Raw genomic sequence first — 17,089 nt, 5'->3', positions numbered from 1 at the left:
TTTTTCATGGAATACCTGGACAACGATGAATGAGTGAAGTGGAAGCGTTTACCGATGGCGCCTGCCTGGGCAATCCGGGTCCAGGCGGCTGGGCCGCACTGTTGCGCGCGATGGGCAGCGAGCGCATGGTGTCCGGCGGTGAGCCGGCCACCACCAACAACCGCATGGAGTTGATGGCGGCGATCGGTGCGCTCGAGGCATTGAGGCGGCCATGCCGGGTGACCCTCACCACCGACTCGCGCTACGTGATGCAGGGTATCGAGCAATGGATGCCGAAATGGCGTGCGAACGGCTGGCGTACCGCCGACAGGAAGCCGGTGAAGAACCAGGACCTGTGGCAGCGCCTGTCCGATGCAGTCGGTGCCCACCAGGTGCGCTGGCAGTGGGTGAAGGGCCACAACGGCCATATCGAGAACGAACGGGTCGACCAGGCCGCGCGCGACCAGGCCGAGCTGATGAAGGGCAGGGCATGAGGCAGATCGTTCTCGATACCGAAACCACCGGCCTGGAAGTGCGCCAGGGCCATCGGCTGGTGGAAGTCGCCTGCGTCGAACTGGTTGAGCGCCGACTCACCGGCCGCCACTACCAGACCTATCTGAACCCGGATCGGGCGATCGATGAAGGCGCCCGCCTGGTGACCGGCATCGAGGATGAGTTCCTGCTCGACAAGCCGCGCTTTGCGGAGGTGGTGAAGGAGTTCCTGGCCTTTATCGACGGCGCGGAACTGATCATCCACAACGCCAGCTTCGACATCGGTTTCCTCGATGCCGAACTGGCGCGTCTGGGCAAAGACGCAGGCCGGATCGCCGACCGCTGCAGCGTGCTGGATACCCTGGCCATGGCGCGCGAGCGCTATCCCGGACAGCGCAACAGCCTTGACGCGCTGTGCAAGCGGCTCGGAGTGGACAACTCGCGGCGCGACCTGCATGGCGGCCTGATCGACGCCCAGTTGCTGGCCGACGTGTACCTGGCGATGACCTCGGGGCAGGTGGCCTTCGACCTCGGCTTCGAAAGGGTGGCCGAGCAGCGCGACTCGGTAGTGACGGCGCCTGCGGTGCTGCATGCCCGGCCGCGAGTGCTGCGTGCCTCGGCAGACGAGTTGTCAGCGCACGAGCAACGGCTGGATGCGCTGGACAAGAACAGTGCGGATGGGCAGAGCGTGTGGCGGCGGCTGGGTTGAACGCGCAGCGTCAGGCTCAGCGGGAACGCACGATCAGCACGGTGATGTTGTCGTCGCCGCCACCGTCGAGCGCATCCAGCAGCAACTGATCCACGCATTCCTGAGCAGCCAGTTCGGAGCGTGCAATCGTGCGCGCGATCGTCGTGTCGTTGACGTTTTCGGTGAGCCCGTCGCTGCACAGCAGGAAGGTCGTACCCGACTCCAGCTGGCCGCGGGCCATGCCGATGTGCAACTGTTCGGCAGTGGTCACGCCGAGCGCCTGGGTCAGCACGTTGCGCTGGGGATGCTGCGATGCCTGTGCCGGGTCGAGCCGCCCGGCCTCGACCAGCGCCTGTACCAGCGAGTGGTCATGGCTGATCTGCCGCAAGCCCTGTTTCCACAGGTAGATCCGGCTGTCGCCGACCCAGGCGACTTCGTAGCCGCCGTCGCTCGTCCGCAGCGCAGCAATCGTGGTGCCCATCGGCAGCACGTCGATGCTGTGCCGGGTCTGCGCCAGCAGCCGTCCGGCGGCGGCGTGTATCGCCTCGACCAGGCTCTGCCCGCGGCCGACCAGCTCGACCACGGTGTCGCGCACCAGGGCCGATGCGACTTCGCCATGCTGGTGCCCGCCCATGCCGTCCGCGACCAGGAACAGGCCGAGCGAGGCGTCGGCGTAGTAGGTGTCCTCGTTGCGCGTGCGACGCAGGCCGACGTGGGTGCCGTGTCCGAATTCGATCATGGGAGCCGGGGCAGGATGGGTGTGGGGGAGCATGACGGATGTTGGGGACGGGTGCAAAAGCGGTCGCAACGGTATGCAGCACGGACGGGATTGCTAGGCTCATCCATGAGCCTAACCTCTTCGCGCGCCGCGGGGCTGGCCTGCGATTGTCCAAATTCGTTTCGGACGAACTTCTGTTCACCCCATCCATGGGGCTCACCCTCTCCTGCTGCGCGCTTCAGGACTAGCTTGTGGCTGTCCAAAATTGCTCCAGGCAATTTTGTCGAACCAGTGGGCTCTCATCCAGCCGTCACCAGCAGAAAAGCAAAACGCCCCACGAGGGGGCGTTTTGCTTTTCTGGCGGAGAGGGTGGGATTCGAACCCACGGTACGCTTACACGTACGCCTGATTTCGAGTCAGGTACATTCGACCACTCTGCCACCTCTCCGAAGGGGTGCGCGTGGCCCGCGCGAGCCGGCAAGTTTACGCGGTGCTTCCGGTCGTGACAAGCAGGGTCGTCGCCTGCCGCCACGACCGGATGGGCGGTGCAGCCGGCCTTTTCTTCGCCGGCCGCAGCCAAGTGTCGAGCGTAATGCCCTCGCTGGGGATGCCGGCTCGATGCTCGTGGTCCATCAGCTACCCAGCCAGGTCAGAGGCGGTCGCCGGGACCCGCCACGGATGCCGACATGTTGCGGCGTGACCCGACGCGGATCACGGCTACTTTGTCGGGTGCGGCGAAGCCGGCTCCCCCGGGTTTCCGTGCTTAAGCGGATTCGTGGATACCTCGCGGAACAGCAGCATGTCGCCGAGGCGCGACGAGGCGCCGTCGTAGAACCCCGTCGCCGGGGCGAAGTCACCGGGGTTGTCGAGGGTTCCGAACAGGATGTCGAACAGCGGCAGGTCGGCATAGTTGTTGCGGTGCCGCCCGCGTGCGTGGTGCCAGGAATGGCTCTCGGGGCGCTGGACGATATACCCAAGCCAGCGCGGCGTGCGCACATTGGTGTGCTGGAAGATCGACAGCAGCGTGAAAACGAGCAGGGAAGCCGTCGTTGCGGACGCGGACAGGCCAACGACGAGCGTCAGCGCGAGGCTCGATACGACCGTCCAGCCGATCATGTCGAACGGGTGGAACCAGAACGCGCTCCAGGCATCGACGCGCTCGGCGCTGTGGTGCATCTGGTGCAGGATGCGCCAGAGCAGGTCGGAGGCGTGCATGCCGCGGTGGTAGAAGTAGCCGATGCATTCGTAGACGAGGACGCCGACGAGGGCGCCGGTCGCAGTGCCCAGATGGCTGAGGTCGAAGAGCTGCCACGGCAACAGGTGCTCGGTCCATAGTAGAGGCAGGTATATGGACAGCGCGAAGAAGAGCGCGAATGCGGCGAGTCCGCGAATTCGCCATGCCGGCGCCCGGGGCAGCTCGCGCGCCGGGAAGAAATGCTCACAGAGGATCAGCGTCGCGTAGATGGCGAAAACGGTCAGGGAGATCGGATCGAGCAGGACTTCAATCGGCGTGGGCATGGGAACCTCCGGTTTGCCTGGTACGGGTTACGATAGCGCGCACGACAGCCAGCGCCCCCAGCCATTTCGGCAGCGAATCGGACGGATCGGCCATGACCGCAGCCCGGCAACCCATGATCGCGATCCTTGCCGTGCCCGAGACCTCGGCATCGGTCCTTTACGGCATGTACGACCTCTTCCGCTCTGCCGGCCGCGACTGGAACATGGCCATCGGCGGCGATGCGGGGCCGGGCGTCGTGCGCCCCGTTGTCGTCGCCACGCGCGAAGGCTCGTTCCCGATCGTCAACGACGTGCAAGTGACGCCGGAAACGACGATCGATTGCATCGGCTGCCCCGACGTCGTTGTCGTTCCCGACCTGGCGGTCGATCCGGGCGACCTTTTGACCGCGACCGCTTCGCGGCCGAGATCGCCTGGCTCAAGGATTGCCATGCGCGCGGAGCGGTGCTCGCCTCGGCCTGCTCGGGAGCCCTGTTGTTTGCCGAGGCCGGTCTTCTGGACGGCTACGATGCGACCACTCACTGGGCTTTCGCCGACGGCATCGCGCGGCGCCATCCGCGCATCCGGATGCGCCCGGAGAATGCGCTGGTCGTCACCGGCGAAGGGCATCGCCTGGTCATGGCCGGGGGAGGTACTTCGTGGTCCGATCTCGCGCTGTACCTGATCTCCCGCCTCGCCGGCATTGAGCAGGCCATGGACACGGCGCGCATGAATCTCGTCGAATGGCATGCGGTCGGCCAGCAGCCGTACGCGCGGCTGGCGCGCTCACGCCAGTCGGGGGATGCGGTGATCGCGCGCTGCCAGGTCTGGATCGCGGAGCACTACCAGGAGCCGGCGCCGGTTGCCGCGATGGTGCGCCTGAGCGAACTGCCCGAACGGACGTTCAAGCGGCGCTTCCAGCGCGCCACTGGGTTGTCGCCGCTCGAGTATGTTCACACGCTGCGCCTTGAGGAGGCCAAGCAGATGCTCGAGACCGGCGACGAGCCGGTCGAAGCGATCGCCAACGCGGTCGGCTACGAGGACGCGGGCTTTTTCGGCAGGCTGTTTCGGCGCAAGGTCGGGCTTGCGCCGGTCCAGTACCGGCGCCGCTTCGGGGCGATGCGGCGCTCGTTGACGACGGTCTGACGAGGCGTGGCTCAGCCGGCCTTCTTCTTGGCCAGCCGCAGCCAGGTGTCGACCACGGTGTCGGGGTTGAGCGATACCGACTCGATGCCCTGGTCCATCAGCCACTCGGCCAGGTCAGGATGGTCGCTGGGGCCCTGGCCGCAGATGCCGACGTATTTGCCCTTGGCGCGGGCGGTCTTGATCGCCATGGCAAGCAGTTTCTTCACCGCCGGGTCGCGCTCGTCGAACAGGCCGGCGACGATGCTGGAGTCGCGGTCCAGGCCCAGGGTGAGCTGGGTGAGGTCGTTCGAGCCGATCGAGAAGCCATCGAAGATATCGAGGAATTCGTCGGCGAGCAGGGCGTTCGATGGCACCTCGCACATCATGATGACCTTGAGCTCGTGCTCGCCCTGCTTCAGGCCGTTCTTCGCCAGCACCTCGACCACCTTGCGGCCTTCGCCCAGGGTGCGCACGAAGGGGATCATCACCCATACGTTGTCCAGGCCCATCACTTCGCGCACGCGCTTGACCGCCTTGCACTCCAGACCGAACGCCTCGGCGAAACTCGGGTCGACGTAGCGGCTGGCGCCACGGAAGCCGATCATCGGGTTCTCTTCGTGCGGCTCGTAGCGCGAGCCGCCGACCAGGCCGGCGTACTCGTTCGACTTGAAATCGGACAGGCGCACGATCACCGGCTTCGGATAGACCGAGGCGGCGATGGTGGCGATGCCTTCGGCGAGGCGGTCGACGTAGAACGACACCGGGTCGGCGTAGCCGGCCATGCGCTCGTCGATGCGGGTCCTGGTCTCGGCGTCCTGCTTCGCGTATTCCAGCAGTGCCTTCGGGTGCACGCCGATGTGGCTGGCGATGATCATCTCCAGGCGAGCCAGGCCGATGCCGGCGTTCGGCAGCATGCCGAAGTCGAACGCGCGCTCGGGATTGGCCACGTTCATCATGATCTTCAGCGGCGCGTCGGGCATTGCGCCGAGGTCGGCGGTGATCCGCTCGAACTTCAGGTGGCCTTCGTAGATCGTGCCGGTGTCGCCCTCGGCGCAGGACACGGTGACCTCGGCTCCGTCCGGGATCAGCTCCAGCGCGTTGCCGGTGCCGACCACAGCGGGCACGCCCAGCTCGCGCGCGATGATCGCCGCGTGGCAGGTGCGGCCGCCGCGGTTGGTGACGATCGCCGAGGCGCGTTTCATCACCGGCTCCCAGTCGGGGTCGGTCATGTCGGCCACCAGCACGTCGCCGGCCTGCACCTTGTTCATGTCGGCCAGCGAGCGGATCACGCGCGCCTTGCCCGCGCCGATCTTCTGGCCGATCGAACGGCCTTCGGCCAGCACCTTGCCTTTCTCGCTGAGGTGGAAGCGCTCGAGCTGGGTGGCGTGGGCGCGCGACTTCACCGTTTCCGGACGTGCCTGCACGATGTACAGCTTGCCGGTGTGGCCATCCTTCGCCCACTCGATGTCCATCGGGCGGCCATAGTGCTGCTCGATGACCAGAGCCTGCTTCGCCAGCTCCTGCACGTCCGCATCGCTGACGCAGAAGCGGTTGCGCAGTTCGGCCGGAGTGTCTTCGGTTCTCACCCGCTCGCCCGGTGCGCTGGAATAGACCATGCGCAGCTGCTTGGCGCCGAGGCTGCGGCGGAGCAGGGCGGGCTTGCCGGCCTTCAGCGTGGGCTTGAACACGTAGAACTCGTCGGGGTTGACCGCGCCCTGCACGACCATCTCGCCGAGGCCGTAGCTGCCGGTGACGAACACCACGTCGCGGAAGCCGGATTCGGTGTCCAGCGTGAACAGTACGCCGGCGGCGCCCACGTCCGAGCGCACCATCAACTGCACGCCGGCGGAGAGGAATACATCCTCGTGCTTGAAGCCCTGGTGCACGCGGTAGGCGATGGCGCGGTCGTTGTACAGCGAGGCGAAGACTTCCTTCACCTTGTGCAGCACGTCGTCGATGCCGACCACGTTGAGGAAGGTTTCCTGCTGGCCGGCGAAGCTGGCGTCGGGCAGATCTTCGGCAGTTGCGGAGGAGCGCACCGCCACGGCGATGTCAGGATACTTTTGCGATCGTCCCTGATCGCCGGACTTTTCAACAGGAGCCGCGTCCTTGCACAGTTTGGCGTAGGCGTCGCGGATCGCCTGTTCGAGTTCGGCGGGCAGGGCGGTGTCGACGATCCAGCCGCGGATTTCCTTGCCTGCCGCCACCAGGGCGTCGACGTCGTCGACGTCGAGCGTGGCCAGTCGATCCTGGATGCGCCTGGCCAGCCCGCTCTTTTCCAGGTACTGCTGGAAAGCGCTGGCGGTAGTGGCGAAACCACCGGGCACCGAGACACCTAGTTTGGCCAGGTTGCCGATCATCTCGCCGAGCGAGGCATTCTTGCCGCCGACCTTGCCAAGGTCGGTCATGCGCAGTTGGTCGAGCCAAAGCACCAGGTCGTTCAAGGGTGTCTCCTCAAGGAAGCTCTGTGGGTAGTGGAATGGGCGACAAGCAAAGGCCCGAAGCGGGCTGCAAAGGACTGGTATTGTCCGCTGTGGATGGTGCGCAGCACAAGAAGACCATTCGAGGCCGATGTCATTCCAACCGCATACCAGTCAGTCGGGAGTCAATCGGCGACAGCTTTTCGCGCTTGCGCTAAGGTGCCGCCAAACGCCATGGCGCGACCAGGACGCGGTATGCATCGAACGATTTTTTTCATCTCGGACTCTACCGGCATCACCGCGGAGACGATCGGCAACAGCATCCTCGCGCAGTTCGAGGGCATGCAATTCGACAAGCATCGGCTGCCGTTCACCGACAACGCGCACAAGGCGGAGACGGCCGCCCTGCGGATCAAGACCAACTACGCGCAGACCGGGCAGCGGCCGATCGTGGTCAACACCATGGCCGACCGTGCGCTGTGCGAGATCGTCGCCGCCAGCGGCGCGCTGATGCTGGACGTGTTCGCGCCGTTCATCGGTCCGCTGGAGGAGGAGTTGGGGACCAAGCGCACCGGCCTGGTGAACCGCTCACACGGCCTGGTCGATTTCGACAAGTACGAAGCGCGCATCAACGCCACCAACTACGCGCTCACGCACGATGACGGCATCGATGTGAACTACGCCGAGGCCGACCTGATCCTGGTCGGCGTGTCGCGCTCGGGCAAGACGCCGACCTGCCTCTACATGGCCTTGCATTACGGCGTCAGCGCCGCCAACTATCCGCTGACCGACGAGGACCTCGAGAAACTCGAACTGCCGTCGCGCCTGCGCCCGTACCGGGATCGACTGTACGGTCTGACCATCGACCCACAGCGGCTGGCGCAGATCCGCGAGCAGCGGCGCGCCGGCAGCCGCTACGCGACCTTGCAGCAGTGCCGCTGGGAACTGGATCAGGCCGACCGGCTGATGCGCCAGGCCGGCATTCCCAGCCTCAACACCACGCACGTGTCGATCGAGGAAATCGCCAGCAAGATCTTCGACCGCTTCGGTATCGAGCGGACCATGTTCTGATTGCCCACCCGGAGTCGCGTACACCAGCCATGAGTGCCGTACTGGACAACCGCCGCAGTCTGCTGCCGGGACGCTTCGAGTTCCTGATGGGCCTGTATGCAGAGAACTACCATCGCCTGACACGCCTGTTCGCACCGCAGCAGCTGGCGCCGGGCCACTACGTCTCTGCGGTGGACGACGGACTCGACGTGCACCTGCATGTCCAGGAATGCCATCCGTACACGCTGGAGCTGGAGCTCACCTACGGCTTCGTCGATGCGCATACGGGGCAGCGCGCGCCGTCCGCTCAGTTGCGCATGTATACCGACGCGCATGTGGCCGAGGCCCTGCATTGCCACCCGGGCCGGCACCTGTGGCAGGTGCTGGGGCCCTTCCCGCCGGCGCATAGCGTGTTCCAGCATCGCCTGCGCATGAACGGCTTCCTGTCGCGCTGGCTGGAGTACCTGGCCGAGCAGGGGCATTCCGTCGGCACGCTGGAGCCGCAACCGGGACAGCCGGAAGGTGGCAGCCTTATTTGAAAGTGCGGCCAGGGGTGGCCGCCTTTTGACTTTCCAGCGCGCAGGGATGAGCACATAAGTACAACAAGTGCAGCCACGGATGGCTGCTTGTTGATCTTTGCGCACATGGATGAGCGCACAAATGCACTGACACCACAGCAAAAAGCCCGCACGAGGCGGGCTTTTTGTCTGAATAGTGGCGGAGTGGACGGGACTCGAACCCGCGACCTCCGGCGTGACAGGCCAGCATTCTAACCGACTGAACTACCACTCCGCATTTCATCCAGCTTTGCGAGCCAACTTGGCGTCCCCACGGGGATTCGAACCCCGGTCGCCACCGTGAAAGGGTGATGTCCTAGGCCTCTAGACGATGGGGACGGATAAGTTGGTGGAGCCAGGCGGGATCGAACCGCCGACCTCCTGCATGCCATGCAGGCGCTCTCCCAGCTGAGCTATGGCCCCGCCGCTGGAAGCCCGAAAGAATAGGTCCGAGCCGGATATCCGTCAAGCTTTTTTTCTGTACCGATTGCAGGGGCGTCGAAGGTCTTCCGCGACAACCGCCATTCGCGCGGCGGACGCCGACGGCGGTTCGTTTAAGCTGCGGCGAGACGCAGCCGCAAGGGTTGGGCAGATGCACGAGATCGGCTTCATCAGGGACCTTGCCGTGGTGATGCTGGTGGCCGGCGCCACCACGATCGTGTTCCAGCGGCTGCGCCAACCCGTGCTGCTCGGCTACATCCTCGCCGGCGTGCTGATCGGTCCGCATACGCCCGGCATGCTGGTGGCCGACCCGCGCGCGATCGACGACATTTCCAACCTGGGCGTGGTGCTGCTGATGTTCACGCTGGGCCTCGAGTTCAGTGTGCGCAAGCTGCGCGAGGTCGGCATCGGCGTGTTGGCGGTGGCCGTGGGCGAGGTCGGCCTGATGCTGTGGTTCGGCATCGGGGCTGGCCAGCTTTTCGGCTGGAAGGGCATGGATGCGTTGTTCCTTGGCGCGATCATCTCGTTGTCGTCGACCATGGTGGCCACCCGCACCCTGGCCGAGAACGGCCAGCAACAGCAGCCGTTCGCAAAACCGGTGGTGGGCTTGCTGGTGGCCGAGGACCTGCTGGCCATCGTCATGCTGACCCTGCTCACGGCCATCGCGATCGGTGGGTCGACGCTGGCCGAAACCGCGTTCACGCTGATTGGCCATCTCGGCTTGTTCGTGGTCGTGGCGATGATTCTCGGCCTGCTGCTGTTGCCGAGGCTGGTGGATTACGTGGCCGGTTTCGGGCGCGACGAAACCTTGCTGGTCAGCGTCCTCGGCATCTGCTTCGGCGCGAGCCTGCTGGCGGCCTGGATGGGTTTCAGCATGGCGCTGGGCGCGTTCCTCGCCGGAGCGGTGGTGGCAGAGTCGCGCAGTGTGGGCCGCGTGCTGCCACTGGTGGAGCCGCTGCGCGACATGTTCGCCGCGCTGTTTTTCGTGGCGATCGGCCTGAAGATCGATCCCGCGATGCTGTGGCAGTACGCGCTGCCGGCGCTGGCGATCGCCGCGCTGGTGATCGTCGGCAAGACGCTGGCGTGCGGCCTGGGCGTTTTTCTGGTCGGGCATGAGGCGCGCACGTCGTTCCGCGCGGGCCTCAGCATGGCGCAGATCGGCGAGTTCTCGTTCGTGATCGCCACGCTGGGCCTCTCGCTCGGCGTGATCAGCGATTTCCTCTATCCGATCGCCGTGGCGGTCTCGGTGGTGTGCATGGCGGCTTCGCCGTATCTGAACCGCTCGGCCGACGGGCTGGCCGACCGCCTGCGCCGGATCACTCCGCGTTCGGTGCGGCTGCTGGCGGCCAGTTACAGCGGCTGGCTGGAAAATCTGATGCCGGTCAACGAGAACAGTGCATTGGCCGCGATCTTTCGGCGGCTGCTGTGGCATATCGCGGTCAACGTGCTGCTGGTGGTAACGCTGTTCGTGATCGGCGCCTATATCAATGCGCACAACTGGAGCTGGTTCACCCAGATCGGCATCGAACGTGACCTGCGCCATACGCTGATATGGGCCTGTGCGTTGTTCCTTTCGCTGCCGATGCTGATTGCGGTTTACCGCAAGGCAGAGGCGCTCGGCATGTTGCTGGCCGAGATCGGCATACGCGAGCGGTTGGCTGGCTCGTACACGCAAGGTATCCGCAACGTGCTGGCGCGGGTGATTCCGCTGGCGACCCTGCTGGCGCTGGGCTTGCTGGTGAGTGCGCTCGGTTCGGCTATCCTGCCGCCGCGCGGCATCGCAGTCACCCTGGTGGTGCTCGGGGTGGTGCTGGCCGTGGTGTCGTGGCGGGGTCTGGTGCGGATCCATGCGCGGCTGCAGGCGGCGCTGAAGGAAACCCTGGAGAAACCGGAACCTCCCCCCGGCAGTTCCGGGCCAACGTGAACCTTCCCGGGCAGGGTGCTGAACCTTTGCCACGATTCACGGTCGTAGCCCAAGATCGTTGCCAAGTCCCGGCGAGCGCCGCACAATGCGGGGCCTGCCTCCATCGGGGAGGCCCGGTCGGCAATGCCGGCATATCCATACTTGAGGGAGTTACGAATGAAGCACTTTCTGCGTCCCACGCTGACAGCGGTCGCGATGGCCGTTGCGCTGGGCATGACGGCAGGCGTCGCCGCCCAGACCGCCGGCGCTGCTGGCACGGTTGACAAGGCCAAGGCCAGCTACGTTGTGGGTTGGGAGATTGCTTCCCAGGTTCCGCCGATCATGCGCGATGAACTGGATCCGACCGCGGTGGCGAATGCGGTGAAGGCGGCGCTGTCCGGCCAGAAGCCGACCATGAGCGAGACCGAGGCCAAGCAGGTGCATGACGCCTTCATGGCCAAGATCCAGGCCAAGTACCAGGCCGAGATGACCAAGCTCGCCGCCAAGAACAAGGCTGAAGGCGATGCCTTCCTGGCCAAGAACAAGACCGCTGCGGGTGTGAAGACCACCGCGTCGGGCCTGCAGTACCAGGTGCTCAGCCAGGGCACGGGCGCCCGCCCGGGTCCGAACGACACGGTCGAGATCAACTACACCGGCAGCTTCGTCGATGGCCAGGTGTTCGACGCCTCCGCCAAGCACAACCCGCCGGGCGCCGCCAAGATCCCGCTGGCCGGTGTGATTCCGGGCTTCCGCGAAGGCCTGCAGCTGATGCAGGTGGGTGGCCACTACAAGCTGTTCATCCCGGCCGCGCTGGCCTATGGCGCCGAGCCGCAGCCGCCGATGCCGCCGAATGCCACGCTGATCTTCGACGTGACCCTGGTCAAGACCGGCCCGACGCCGGCCGGCGCTCCGGCCGAGAAGTAATCCACCAGCGCCGATTCATGGCCATGGCGGAACGAAAGGGTGCGAAGCGATTCGCGCCCTTTCGCATTTTTGGCGCCAGGCGGCGGCGTGCGGCAGCCCAGCGCGGCTACAATAGGCAGTTGACGCCTATGGAATCGCGGCCACCACGATGATGAAAGTCACCATTTTCGGCACCGGCTATGTCGGCCTGGTCACGGGCGCCTGCCTGGCAGAGATGGGCAACCACGTGCTTTGCGTCGACATCGACGTCGCCAAGATCGAGCGCCTGCGGCGCGGCGAGATTCCCATCTACGAACCCGGGCTGGAAGCCATCGTGCGGCGCAACCATGCCGGCGGCCGGCTGGATTTCACCACCGAGGCAGCGCCGGCGATCGCGCACGGCGAACTGATCTTCATCGCCGTCGGCACCCCGCCGGACGAGGACGGCAGCGCCGACCTGAAGTACGTGCTGGCGGTGGCCGCGAGCATCGGCAGGCACCTGGACCGCTACGCCGTGGTGGTGAACAAGTCGACCGTGCCGGTGGGCACTGCCGATCGCGTGCACGAGGCCGTCGCGGCCGAGCTGGCTGCGCGCGGGGCCGACGTCGGGTTCGACGTGGTCTCCAATCCCGAGTTCCTCAAGGAAGGCGCGGCGGTGGACGATTGCATGCGGCCCGACCGGATTGTCGTGGGCGCCTCCAGCGAACGCGCGGTGGCCCTGCTGCGCAAGCTGTACGCGCCATTCAACCGCAACCACGATCGCATGGTGGTGATGGACGAGCGCTCGGCCGAACTGACCAAGTATGCCGCCAACGCGATGCTGGCGACCAAGATCAGCTTCATGAACGAGATCGCGAATATCGCCGAGCGGGTCGGCGCCGACGTGGAGCTGGTGCGCCAGGGCATCGGCTCGGATCCGCGCATCGGCTACCACTTCATCTATCCGGGGGCCGGCTACGGCGGCTCGTGTTTTCCCAAGGACGTGCAGGCGCTGGAGCGCACCGCGCATGCCCACGGCTACGATGCGCGGTTGCTCGGTGCGGTCGAGGCGGTCAACCGGCGGCAGAAGGACAAGTTGTTCGAACTGATCTCGCGGCACTTCGACGGCCGGCTGGCGGGCAGGACGGTCGCGCTGTGGGGCCTGGCGTTCAAGCCGAACACCGACGACATGCGCGAGGCGCCCAGCCGCCAGTTGATGGAGGCATTGTGGCAAGCCGGCGCGAAGGTGCGTGCGTTCGACCCTGAGGCGGGCGAGGAAGCGCAGCGCCTGTACGGACGGCGCGACGACCTGGTGTTGTGCGAGCAGGCGATGGACGCCGTGCACGGTGCCGACGTGCTGGCCGTGGTCACCGAATGGAAGGCGTTCCGCAGCCCGGATTTCGCCGCCATCCGTGTCGCGCTGGCAGAGCCGGCGCTCTTCGACGGGCGGAATCTGTACGATCCGGCCGTGGTGGAGGAGGCGGGGTTGGCCTACTACGGCATCGGCCGAGGTCGCAGCCTGCGGTTGCCGCGATGAGCCACGCGGACGACATCCTCGCGCGGCGGCTGGACGACATGGAGGTCAGGCTGACCTTCATCGACGAGGCGGTGCAGGCGCTGACCACGGCCGATGCCGACCAGTCGCAGCGGATCGCCGCGCTCGAGCGCACCCTGCGCGATCTGCGCGGCGAGATGGCCTCGCTGCGCACCGCGCAGGCGGACGATCCGCACGACGAGCCGCCTCCGCCGCATTATTGACCCGCCCCCGTTCTCTGCCTGACCGATCCCTGTCCCACCGATTACGGAATACCCGCATGGCCGACTCCCTGCGCGATCAGCTGCTCAAGAGCGGCATCGTCAAACAGGTCCAGCAGAACCGGGCGCACGAACCGAAACGTGCGCCGCCGCCGTCAGGCAAGCCGGCGCGCAAGGGCGGCAAGCCGTCCGCCCCGGACCAGCGGAAGAGCCGGGAGGATATCGACCTGGCCAAGGCCTATGCGCTGCGCTCGCAGACCGAGGCGCGCGAGCGCAAGCGGGTCGAGCAGGAGGCGGCCGAACAGGCCAGGTTGCGCCGCGAGCAGAAGCAGAAGATCCAGCAGTTGCTCGACGGCAAGGCGCTGAACAAGGCCGAGGCCGACCAGCCACGTCATTTCGAATACGGCGGCAAGATCCGCCGCGTGCATGTGGACGCCGGGCAGATGGCGGAGCTCAATACCGGGCGGCTCGGCGTGGTGCAGCAGGGCGGCCGCTACCTGCTGGTCAGCCGCGAGATCGCCGAACAGGTGCGCGACATCGATGCGCATCTGGTGGCGTTGCTGATTGACCCGAATGCCGCCGGCATGGGCGACGATGGCGTGCCCGACGACCTGATGTGGTGATGCCGGAGCAGGCAGCGGGCATCGCCCGCCGCATGCGTGCAGCTGGCGACAACTTCGCCGTGGACCAGGAACCGGCCAGCGCTGCCCGCCCTGCGTTTCAGCGATCCGTCGTTTGTGCCAGGGCCGCAAGCTCCCAGCCGCTCTTCGGCTTGAAACGGTCGCCGTAGCGCCGGGCCAGTTGTTCGAGCGTGGCCTTGAGCTTGTCCACGCCTTCGCTGCGCGCGTACTGGATCGGGCCGCCGCGGAACGGGGCGAAGCCGGTACCGAAGATCACCCCGGCGTCGAGCAGGTCGGCGTCGTCGACCACGCCGTCGGCGAGGCAGGCGATCGCTTCGTTGACCATCGGCAGGATCATGCGCTCCTGCACGTCGGGCGGCGTCACATACTCCTTGTCGACCTCGGGCTTCAACGGCTTGCCGTCCTGCCAGACGTACAGGCCCTGGCCGTCCTTCTTGCCGCGCTTGCCCGCCTCGAGCCTGGCGTCCAGCCCCGGCGGCAGCTCCAGCCCCAGGAACGGCGCCAGCTCCCGGCCGACGGAGGCACAGACGTCGAGGCCGACGGTGTCGGCCAGCTCGATCGGACCCATCGGCATGCCGAATTTCTTCGCCTCGCGATCCAGCACCGGGCCCGGCACGCCCTCGCTGTAGAGCAGCATCGCCTCCAGCAGGTAGGGCATCAGGATGCGGTTGACCAGGAAGCCGGGCGTGCCCTTGACCGCCACCGGCAGCTTGCCGATCGCCTTGCAGAACGCCAGCGCGCGTTTCTCCACGCCTGGGTCGAGCCGGTCATGGCGCACCACTTCGACCAGCGGCATCTGCGCCACCGGATTGAAGAAGTGCAGGCCGAGGAAGCGCTGCGGCGTCTTCAGGTTCTTGCGCAATTCGTCCAGCGGGATGCTGGAGGTGTTGCTGGCGAGGATGCCCTCGGCCTGGAATTGCGATTCGATGCCGGCATACAGCGCCTCCTTCGCCTCCGCGTTCTCGTAGATCGCCTCGATCGCCAGGTCCGCCGAAGCCACGCCGGTGCCACCGACGTCGGCGCGCAGGCGGCGCATCGCCGCTTCGACCTTCTCCGGCACCTTCAGCTTCTTGTCATACAGTGCCCGGGCGCGATCCAGCGCAGGCTGGATGAACTTCATCTCGCGATCCTGCAGGGTCACCTCGAAGCCCTTGAAAGCGGCCCACGCGGCAATGTCGCCGCCCATCACGCCGGCACCCACCACGTGCACATGCCTGATGCCGTGCTCGACGCCGCCGCCCTGGCCCTTCAGTCGTTCCTGCAGGAAGAAGATGCGGATCAGGTTGTGCGCAGTCGGCGTCTTCGCCAGCTTCGCCACCGAACGCGCCTCGATCTTCAGCCGTTGCTGGATGTTCGAGCCGCCGCGCTTCCACACGTCGATCAACGCGAACGGGGCCGGGTAGTGTTCCTTGCGTACCTTGGCGGAGGTCTGTCCGAGCACCATCGGCGCCAGGATCTGCCGCGCCAGCCAGGTGTTGCTGGCCCAGGCCTTGGCCCGCCGTGCGAACGGGCGCGCCGCGGCATGGCGAAGCAGCAGCCGTGCCTCGACCAGCAACTCCTCGGGTCGGGCCAGCCGGTCGACCACGCCCAGGCCCAGCGCGCGTTTCGCCGACAGCGACTTGCCGGCCAGCATCAGCGGCAGTGCCTCGGTGGCGCCGATCAGGCGCGGCAGGCGCGCGGTGCCGCCCCAACCGGGATGGATTCCCAGCATCACTTCGGGCAGCGCGATGCGGGTCTTGTCGTCGTCGGCCGCGATACGCTGGCGACAGGCCAGGATCAGCTCGGTGCCGCCGCCCATGCAGGCGCCATGCACGGCGGCCACGGTCGGGCAGGGCAGCCGCGCCAGCGCCTCGTAGACGCGCTGGCCATGCTCGATGTTTTCCAGCACGGTGTCATGCCTGGCGTACTCGACGAATTCCTTGATGTCGGCACCCACGGCAAACCCCGAAGGCTTGGCCGAATGGATGATGACGCCGGCCGGCCTCTCGATCGCCAGCCGCTCGACGATCTGCTCGAGTTCGTCCAGCACCGCGCGGGAGATGGCGTTGACGCTGCTGCCGGCCCGGTCGAGGGTCAGCGTGACGATGCCGTCGTCGCCTTCGCTGGTCTTCCAGTGGTTGAAGCGCAGTCCTTCGAACATGGCTGTACAGGCGTGGTGGGGGAGGCTTGAACCATACCGTTCCGCAGCCTTGATTGCGAGATGTGACGCAGCTGCTTGACCGCTGCGGCAGCGCCGGTGTGAAATCGGGCAGTCATCCCCAAAATCCCGGGCCACGGCTGTCGGCAGGGCGTCGGGATCATGTGACAGGGCCGGATAGTGGAGCGTTTTGCCATGCCTCGATCAGCCTTGCCGCCACCTGGCCTCTCATGGCCATCCCCGCCGTCGATCGCCGGCGGATCGGCTTCACCACCGCATTACCGCCGAAACCGCAGGACGGGGGCGCAATGACCTTCGCAATGGCCTCCGCCCCGCCGCAAGCCGGCACCGAGATTTTCGAGCGGATCGTGGCCGCTCCAAGCGGCCTGGTCGTGTTGGACAGCAAGGATGTCCACGCCATGATCGACCAGTTCCGCGCGCTGGCCCGGCATACCGGACAGGCGGTGTACCTGTGGCAGCCCGATACCGGCCTGGGCAGCCTGCGCGATGCGCAGGTGCGGGTGCCCGACTGCCAGCGGCTGGGCAATGCGCTGCGCTACATGCAGCAGAGCATGCATTTCGGGGTGTATTTCCTGCTCGGGCTCGAACTTCCCCTGTCGGCGATGGATGCCACCTTGCTGCGCCAGTTGGCCCGCGCGCCAAAGGGCTACCTGCGGCGCGTCGTGCTGATCGACGCGCCGGTGGCGCTGGTCGAGCATCTGGGGGAGCTGGCCGTGCATCTCGGCAGCGAGGACAGCAAGCCACGGCGCCTGCGCCTGCGCGACGGCCGCTGGCTGGTCTGAGAT

The 17,089-nt window shown here is 66.3% G+C and carries 15 protein-coding genes and 4 tRNA genes; 11 read left to right on the top strand and 8 right to left on the bottom strand.

Annotated elements, in window-relative coordinates; translation table 11 throughout:
* The first annotated feature begins 29 nt into the window (after positions 1–29).
* Entirely contained in the window at positions 30–473 is a 444-nt protein-coding gene (gene rnhA, locus DEO45_RS03535; protein WP_114340923.1) for a ribonuclease HI, read from the top strand.
* Positions 470–1,180: a DNA polymerase III subunit epsilon gene (dnaQ, locus tag DEO45_RS03530; RefSeq protein WP_114340922.1), complete on the top strand. Its 711-nt coding sequence runs from the start codon at positions 470–472 to the stop codon at positions 1,178–1,180. The genes rnhA and dnaQ overlap by 4 nt, the downstream gene beginning before the upstream one ends.
* A 16-nt stretch (positions 1,181–1,196) precedes the next feature.
* Here dnaQ and DEO45_RS03525 read toward each other — a convergent pair whose 3' ends face one another.
* The 3 genes from DEO45_RS03525 to DEO45_RS03510 all read right to left on the bottom strand — a co-directional run bounded on the left by DEO45_RS03525 (position 1,197) and on the right by DEO45_RS03510 (position 3,395).
* The gene (locus tag DEO45_RS03525; protein WP_114340921.1) at positions 1,197–1,898 is read right to left on the bottom strand and encodes a PP2C family protein-serine/threonine phosphatase; all 702 of its coding nucleotides are present in this window, start codon (positions 1,896–1,898) and stop codon (positions 1,197–1,199) included.
* Positions 1,899–2,235: 337 nt separating this feature from the next.
* A tRNA-Ser gene (locus DEO45_RS03515) sits at positions 2,236–2,325 on the bottom strand.
* Between the two features lie 269 nt (positions 2,326–2,594).
* Positions 2,595–3,395: a sterol desaturase family protein gene (locus DEO45_RS03510; protein ID WP_114340919.1), complete on the bottom strand. Its 801-nt coding sequence runs from the start codon at positions 3,393–3,395 to the stop codon at positions 2,595–2,597.
* 472 nt (positions 3,396–3,867) lie between these two features.
* On the opposite strand from DEO45_RS03510, the gene DEO45_RS16685 reads away from it, so the two are divergent.
* On the top strand, positions 3,868–4,518 hold the full coding sequence (locus DEO45_RS16685) for a GlxA family transcriptional regulator (protein WP_223250771.1): 651 nt from the start codon (positions 3,868–3,870) through the stop codon (positions 4,516–4,518).
* Positions 4,519–4,529: 11 nt separating this feature from the next.
* Here DEO45_RS16685 and ppsA read toward each other — a convergent pair whose 3' ends face one another.
* Complete coding sequence (gene ppsA / locus DEO45_RS03500) at positions 4,530–6,941, bottom strand: phosphoenolpyruvate synthase (RefSeq protein ID WP_114340918.1); 2,412 nt, start codon at positions 6,939–6,941, stop codon at positions 4,530–4,532.
* 231 nt (positions 6,942–7,172) lie between these two features.
* Between ppsA and ppsR the strand changes: the two genes are divergently transcribed.
* Together ppsR and DEO45_RS03490 are read left to right on the top strand one after the other, a co-directional pair.
* Complete coding sequence (ppsR, locus tag DEO45_RS03495; RefSeq protein WP_114340917.1) at positions 7,173–7,988, top strand: posphoenolpyruvate synthetase regulatory kinase/phosphorylase PpsR; 816 nt, start codon at positions 7,173–7,175, stop codon at positions 7,986–7,988.
* A 29-nt stretch (positions 7,989–8,017) separates the two neighbouring features.
* The gene (locus DEO45_RS03490; RefSeq protein WP_114340916.1) at positions 8,018–8,506 is read left to right on the top strand and encodes a DUF1249 domain-containing protein; all 489 of its coding nucleotides are present in this window, start codon (positions 8,018–8,020) and stop codon (positions 8,504–8,506) included.
* 176 nt (positions 8,507–8,682) lie between these two features.
* Here the strand turns inward: DEO45_RS03490 and DEO45_RS03485 are convergent.
* The 3 genes from DEO45_RS03485 to DEO45_RS03475 all read right to left on the bottom strand — a co-directional run bounded on the left by DEO45_RS03485 (position 8,683) and on the right by DEO45_RS03475 (position 8,947).
* Positions 8,683–8,759, bottom strand: a tRNA-Asp gene (locus DEO45_RS03485).
* Between the two features lie 28 nt (positions 8,760–8,787).
* Positions 8,788–8,863, bottom strand: a tRNA-Glu gene (locus DEO45_RS03480).
* Between the two features lie 8 nt (positions 8,864–8,871).
* Positions 8,872–8,947: transfer RNA gene (locus tag DEO45_RS03475), tRNA-Ala, on the bottom strand.
* 169 nt (positions 8,948–9,116) lie between these two features.
* On the opposite strand from DEO45_RS03475, the gene DEO45_RS03470 reads away from it, so the two are divergent.
* From DEO45_RS03470 to DEO45_RS03450, 5 genes are all read left to right on the top strand, one after another.
* Positions 9,117–10,889 carry a cation:proton antiporter gene (locus DEO45_RS03470; protein WP_114340915.1) on the top strand — a complete coding sequence of 591 codons (1,773 nt, stop codon included), beginning with the start codon at positions 9,117–9,119 and terminating at the stop codon, positions 10,887–10,889.
* 156 nt (positions 10,890–11,045) lie between these two features.
* Positions 11,046–11,792 carry an FKBP-type peptidyl-prolyl cis-trans isomerase gene (locus tag DEO45_RS03465; protein WP_114340914.1) on the top strand — a complete coding sequence of 249 codons (747 nt, stop codon included), beginning with the start codon at positions 11,046–11,048 and terminating at the stop codon, positions 11,790–11,792.
* 151 nt (positions 11,793–11,943) lie between these two features.
* Positions 11,944–13,287 (top strand): UDP-glucose dehydrogenase family protein, encoded by a 1,344-nt coding sequence (locus DEO45_RS03460; protein WP_114341307.1) that lies wholly within the window; start codon positions 11,944–11,946, stop codon positions 13,285–13,287.
* Positions 13,284–13,508 carry a SlyX family protein gene (locus DEO45_RS03455; RefSeq protein WP_114340913.1) on the top strand — a complete coding sequence of 75 codons (225 nt, stop codon included), beginning with the start codon at positions 13,284–13,286 and terminating at the stop codon, positions 13,506–13,508. The genes DEO45_RS03460 and DEO45_RS03455 overlap by 4 nt, the downstream gene beginning before the upstream one ends.
* Before the next feature lie 56 nt (positions 13,509–13,564).
* On the top strand, positions 13,565–14,128 hold the full coding sequence (locus DEO45_RS03450; protein WP_114340912.1) for a DUF2058 domain-containing protein: 564 nt from the start codon (positions 13,565–13,567) through the stop codon (positions 14,126–14,128).
* Between the two features lie 97 nt (positions 14,129–14,225).
* On the opposite strand, the gene DEO45_RS03445 is transcribed toward DEO45_RS03450, so the two are convergent.
* On the bottom strand, positions 14,226–16,286 hold the full coding sequence (locus tag DEO45_RS03445; protein WP_114340911.1) for a 3-hydroxyacyl-CoA dehydrogenase NAD-binding domain-containing protein: 2,061 nt from the start codon (positions 16,284–16,286) through the stop codon (positions 14,226–14,228).
* A gap of 305 nt (positions 16,287–16,591) precedes the next feature.
* Between DEO45_RS03445 and DEO45_RS03440 the strand changes: the two genes are divergently transcribed.
* Positions 16,592–17,086 carry a hypothetical protein gene (locus DEO45_RS03440; protein WP_114341306.1) on the top strand — a complete coding sequence of 165 codons (495 nt, stop codon included), beginning with the start codon at positions 16,592–16,594 and terminating at the stop codon, positions 17,084–17,086.
* The last annotated feature ends 3 nt before the right edge of the window (positions 17,087–17,089 follow it).

The organism is Rhodanobacter denitrificans, assembly GCF_003335105.1.
GTDB classification, from domain to species: domain Bacteria; phylum Pseudomonadota; class Gammaproteobacteria; order Xanthomonadales; family Rhodanobacteraceae; genus Rhodanobacter; species Rhodanobacter denitrificans_A.
Note: the sequence above shows the minus strand (reverse complement) of the source record. Positions and strands in the feature narration are given on the sequence as shown.

Excerpts from the sequence above, each read along its gene's own strand:
- rnhA (WP_114340923.1), top strand. The coding sequence starts at position 30 with ATGAGTGAAGTGGAAGCGTTTACCGATGGCGCCTGCCTGGGCAATCCG.
- dnaQ (WP_114340922.1), top strand. The coding sequence starts at position 470 with ATGAGGCAGATCGTTCTCGATACCGAAACCACCGGCCTGGAAGTGCGC.
- DEO45_RS03525 (WP_114340921.1), bottom strand. The coding sequence starts at position 1,898 with ATGATCGAATTCGGACACGGCACCCACGTCGGCCTGCGTCGCACGCGC.
- DEO45_RS03510 (WP_114340919.1), bottom strand. The coding sequence starts at position 3,395 with ATGCCCACGCCGATTGAAGTCCTGCTCGATCCGATCTCCCTGACCGTT.
- ppsR (WP_114340917.1), top strand. The coding sequence starts at position 7,173 with ATGCATCGAACGATTTTTTTCATCTCGGACTCTACCGGCATCACCGCG.
- DEO45_RS03490 (WP_114340916.1), top strand. The coding sequence starts at position 8,018 with ATGAGTGCCGTACTGGACAACCGCCGCAGTCTGCTGCCGGGACGCTTC.
- DEO45_RS03470 (WP_114340915.1), top strand. The coding sequence starts at position 9,117 with ATGCACGAGATCGGCTTCATCAGGGACCTTGCCGTGGTGATGCTGGTG.
- DEO45_RS03465 (WP_114340914.1), top strand. The coding sequence starts at position 11,046 with ATGAAGCACTTTCTGCGTCCCACGCTGACAGCGGTCGCGATGGCCGTT.
- DEO45_RS03460 (WP_114341307.1), top strand. The coding sequence starts at position 11,944 with ATGAAAGTCACCATTTTCGGCACCGGCTATGTCGGCCTGGTCACGGGC.
- DEO45_RS03455 (WP_114340913.1), top strand. The coding sequence starts at position 13,284 with ATGAGCCACGCGGACGACATCCTCGCGCGGCGGCTGGACGACATGGAG.
- DEO45_RS03450 (WP_114340912.1), top strand. The coding sequence starts at position 13,565 with ATGGCCGACTCCCTGCGCGATCAGCTGCTCAAGAGCGGCATCGTCAAA.
- DEO45_RS03445 (WP_114340911.1), bottom strand. The coding sequence starts at position 16,286 with ATGTTCGAAGGACTGCGCTTCAACCACTGGAAGACCAGCGAAGGCGAC.
- DEO45_RS03440 (WP_114341306.1), top strand. The coding sequence starts at position 16,592 with ATGACCTTCGCAATGGCCTCCGCCCCGCCGCAAGCCGGCACCGAGATT.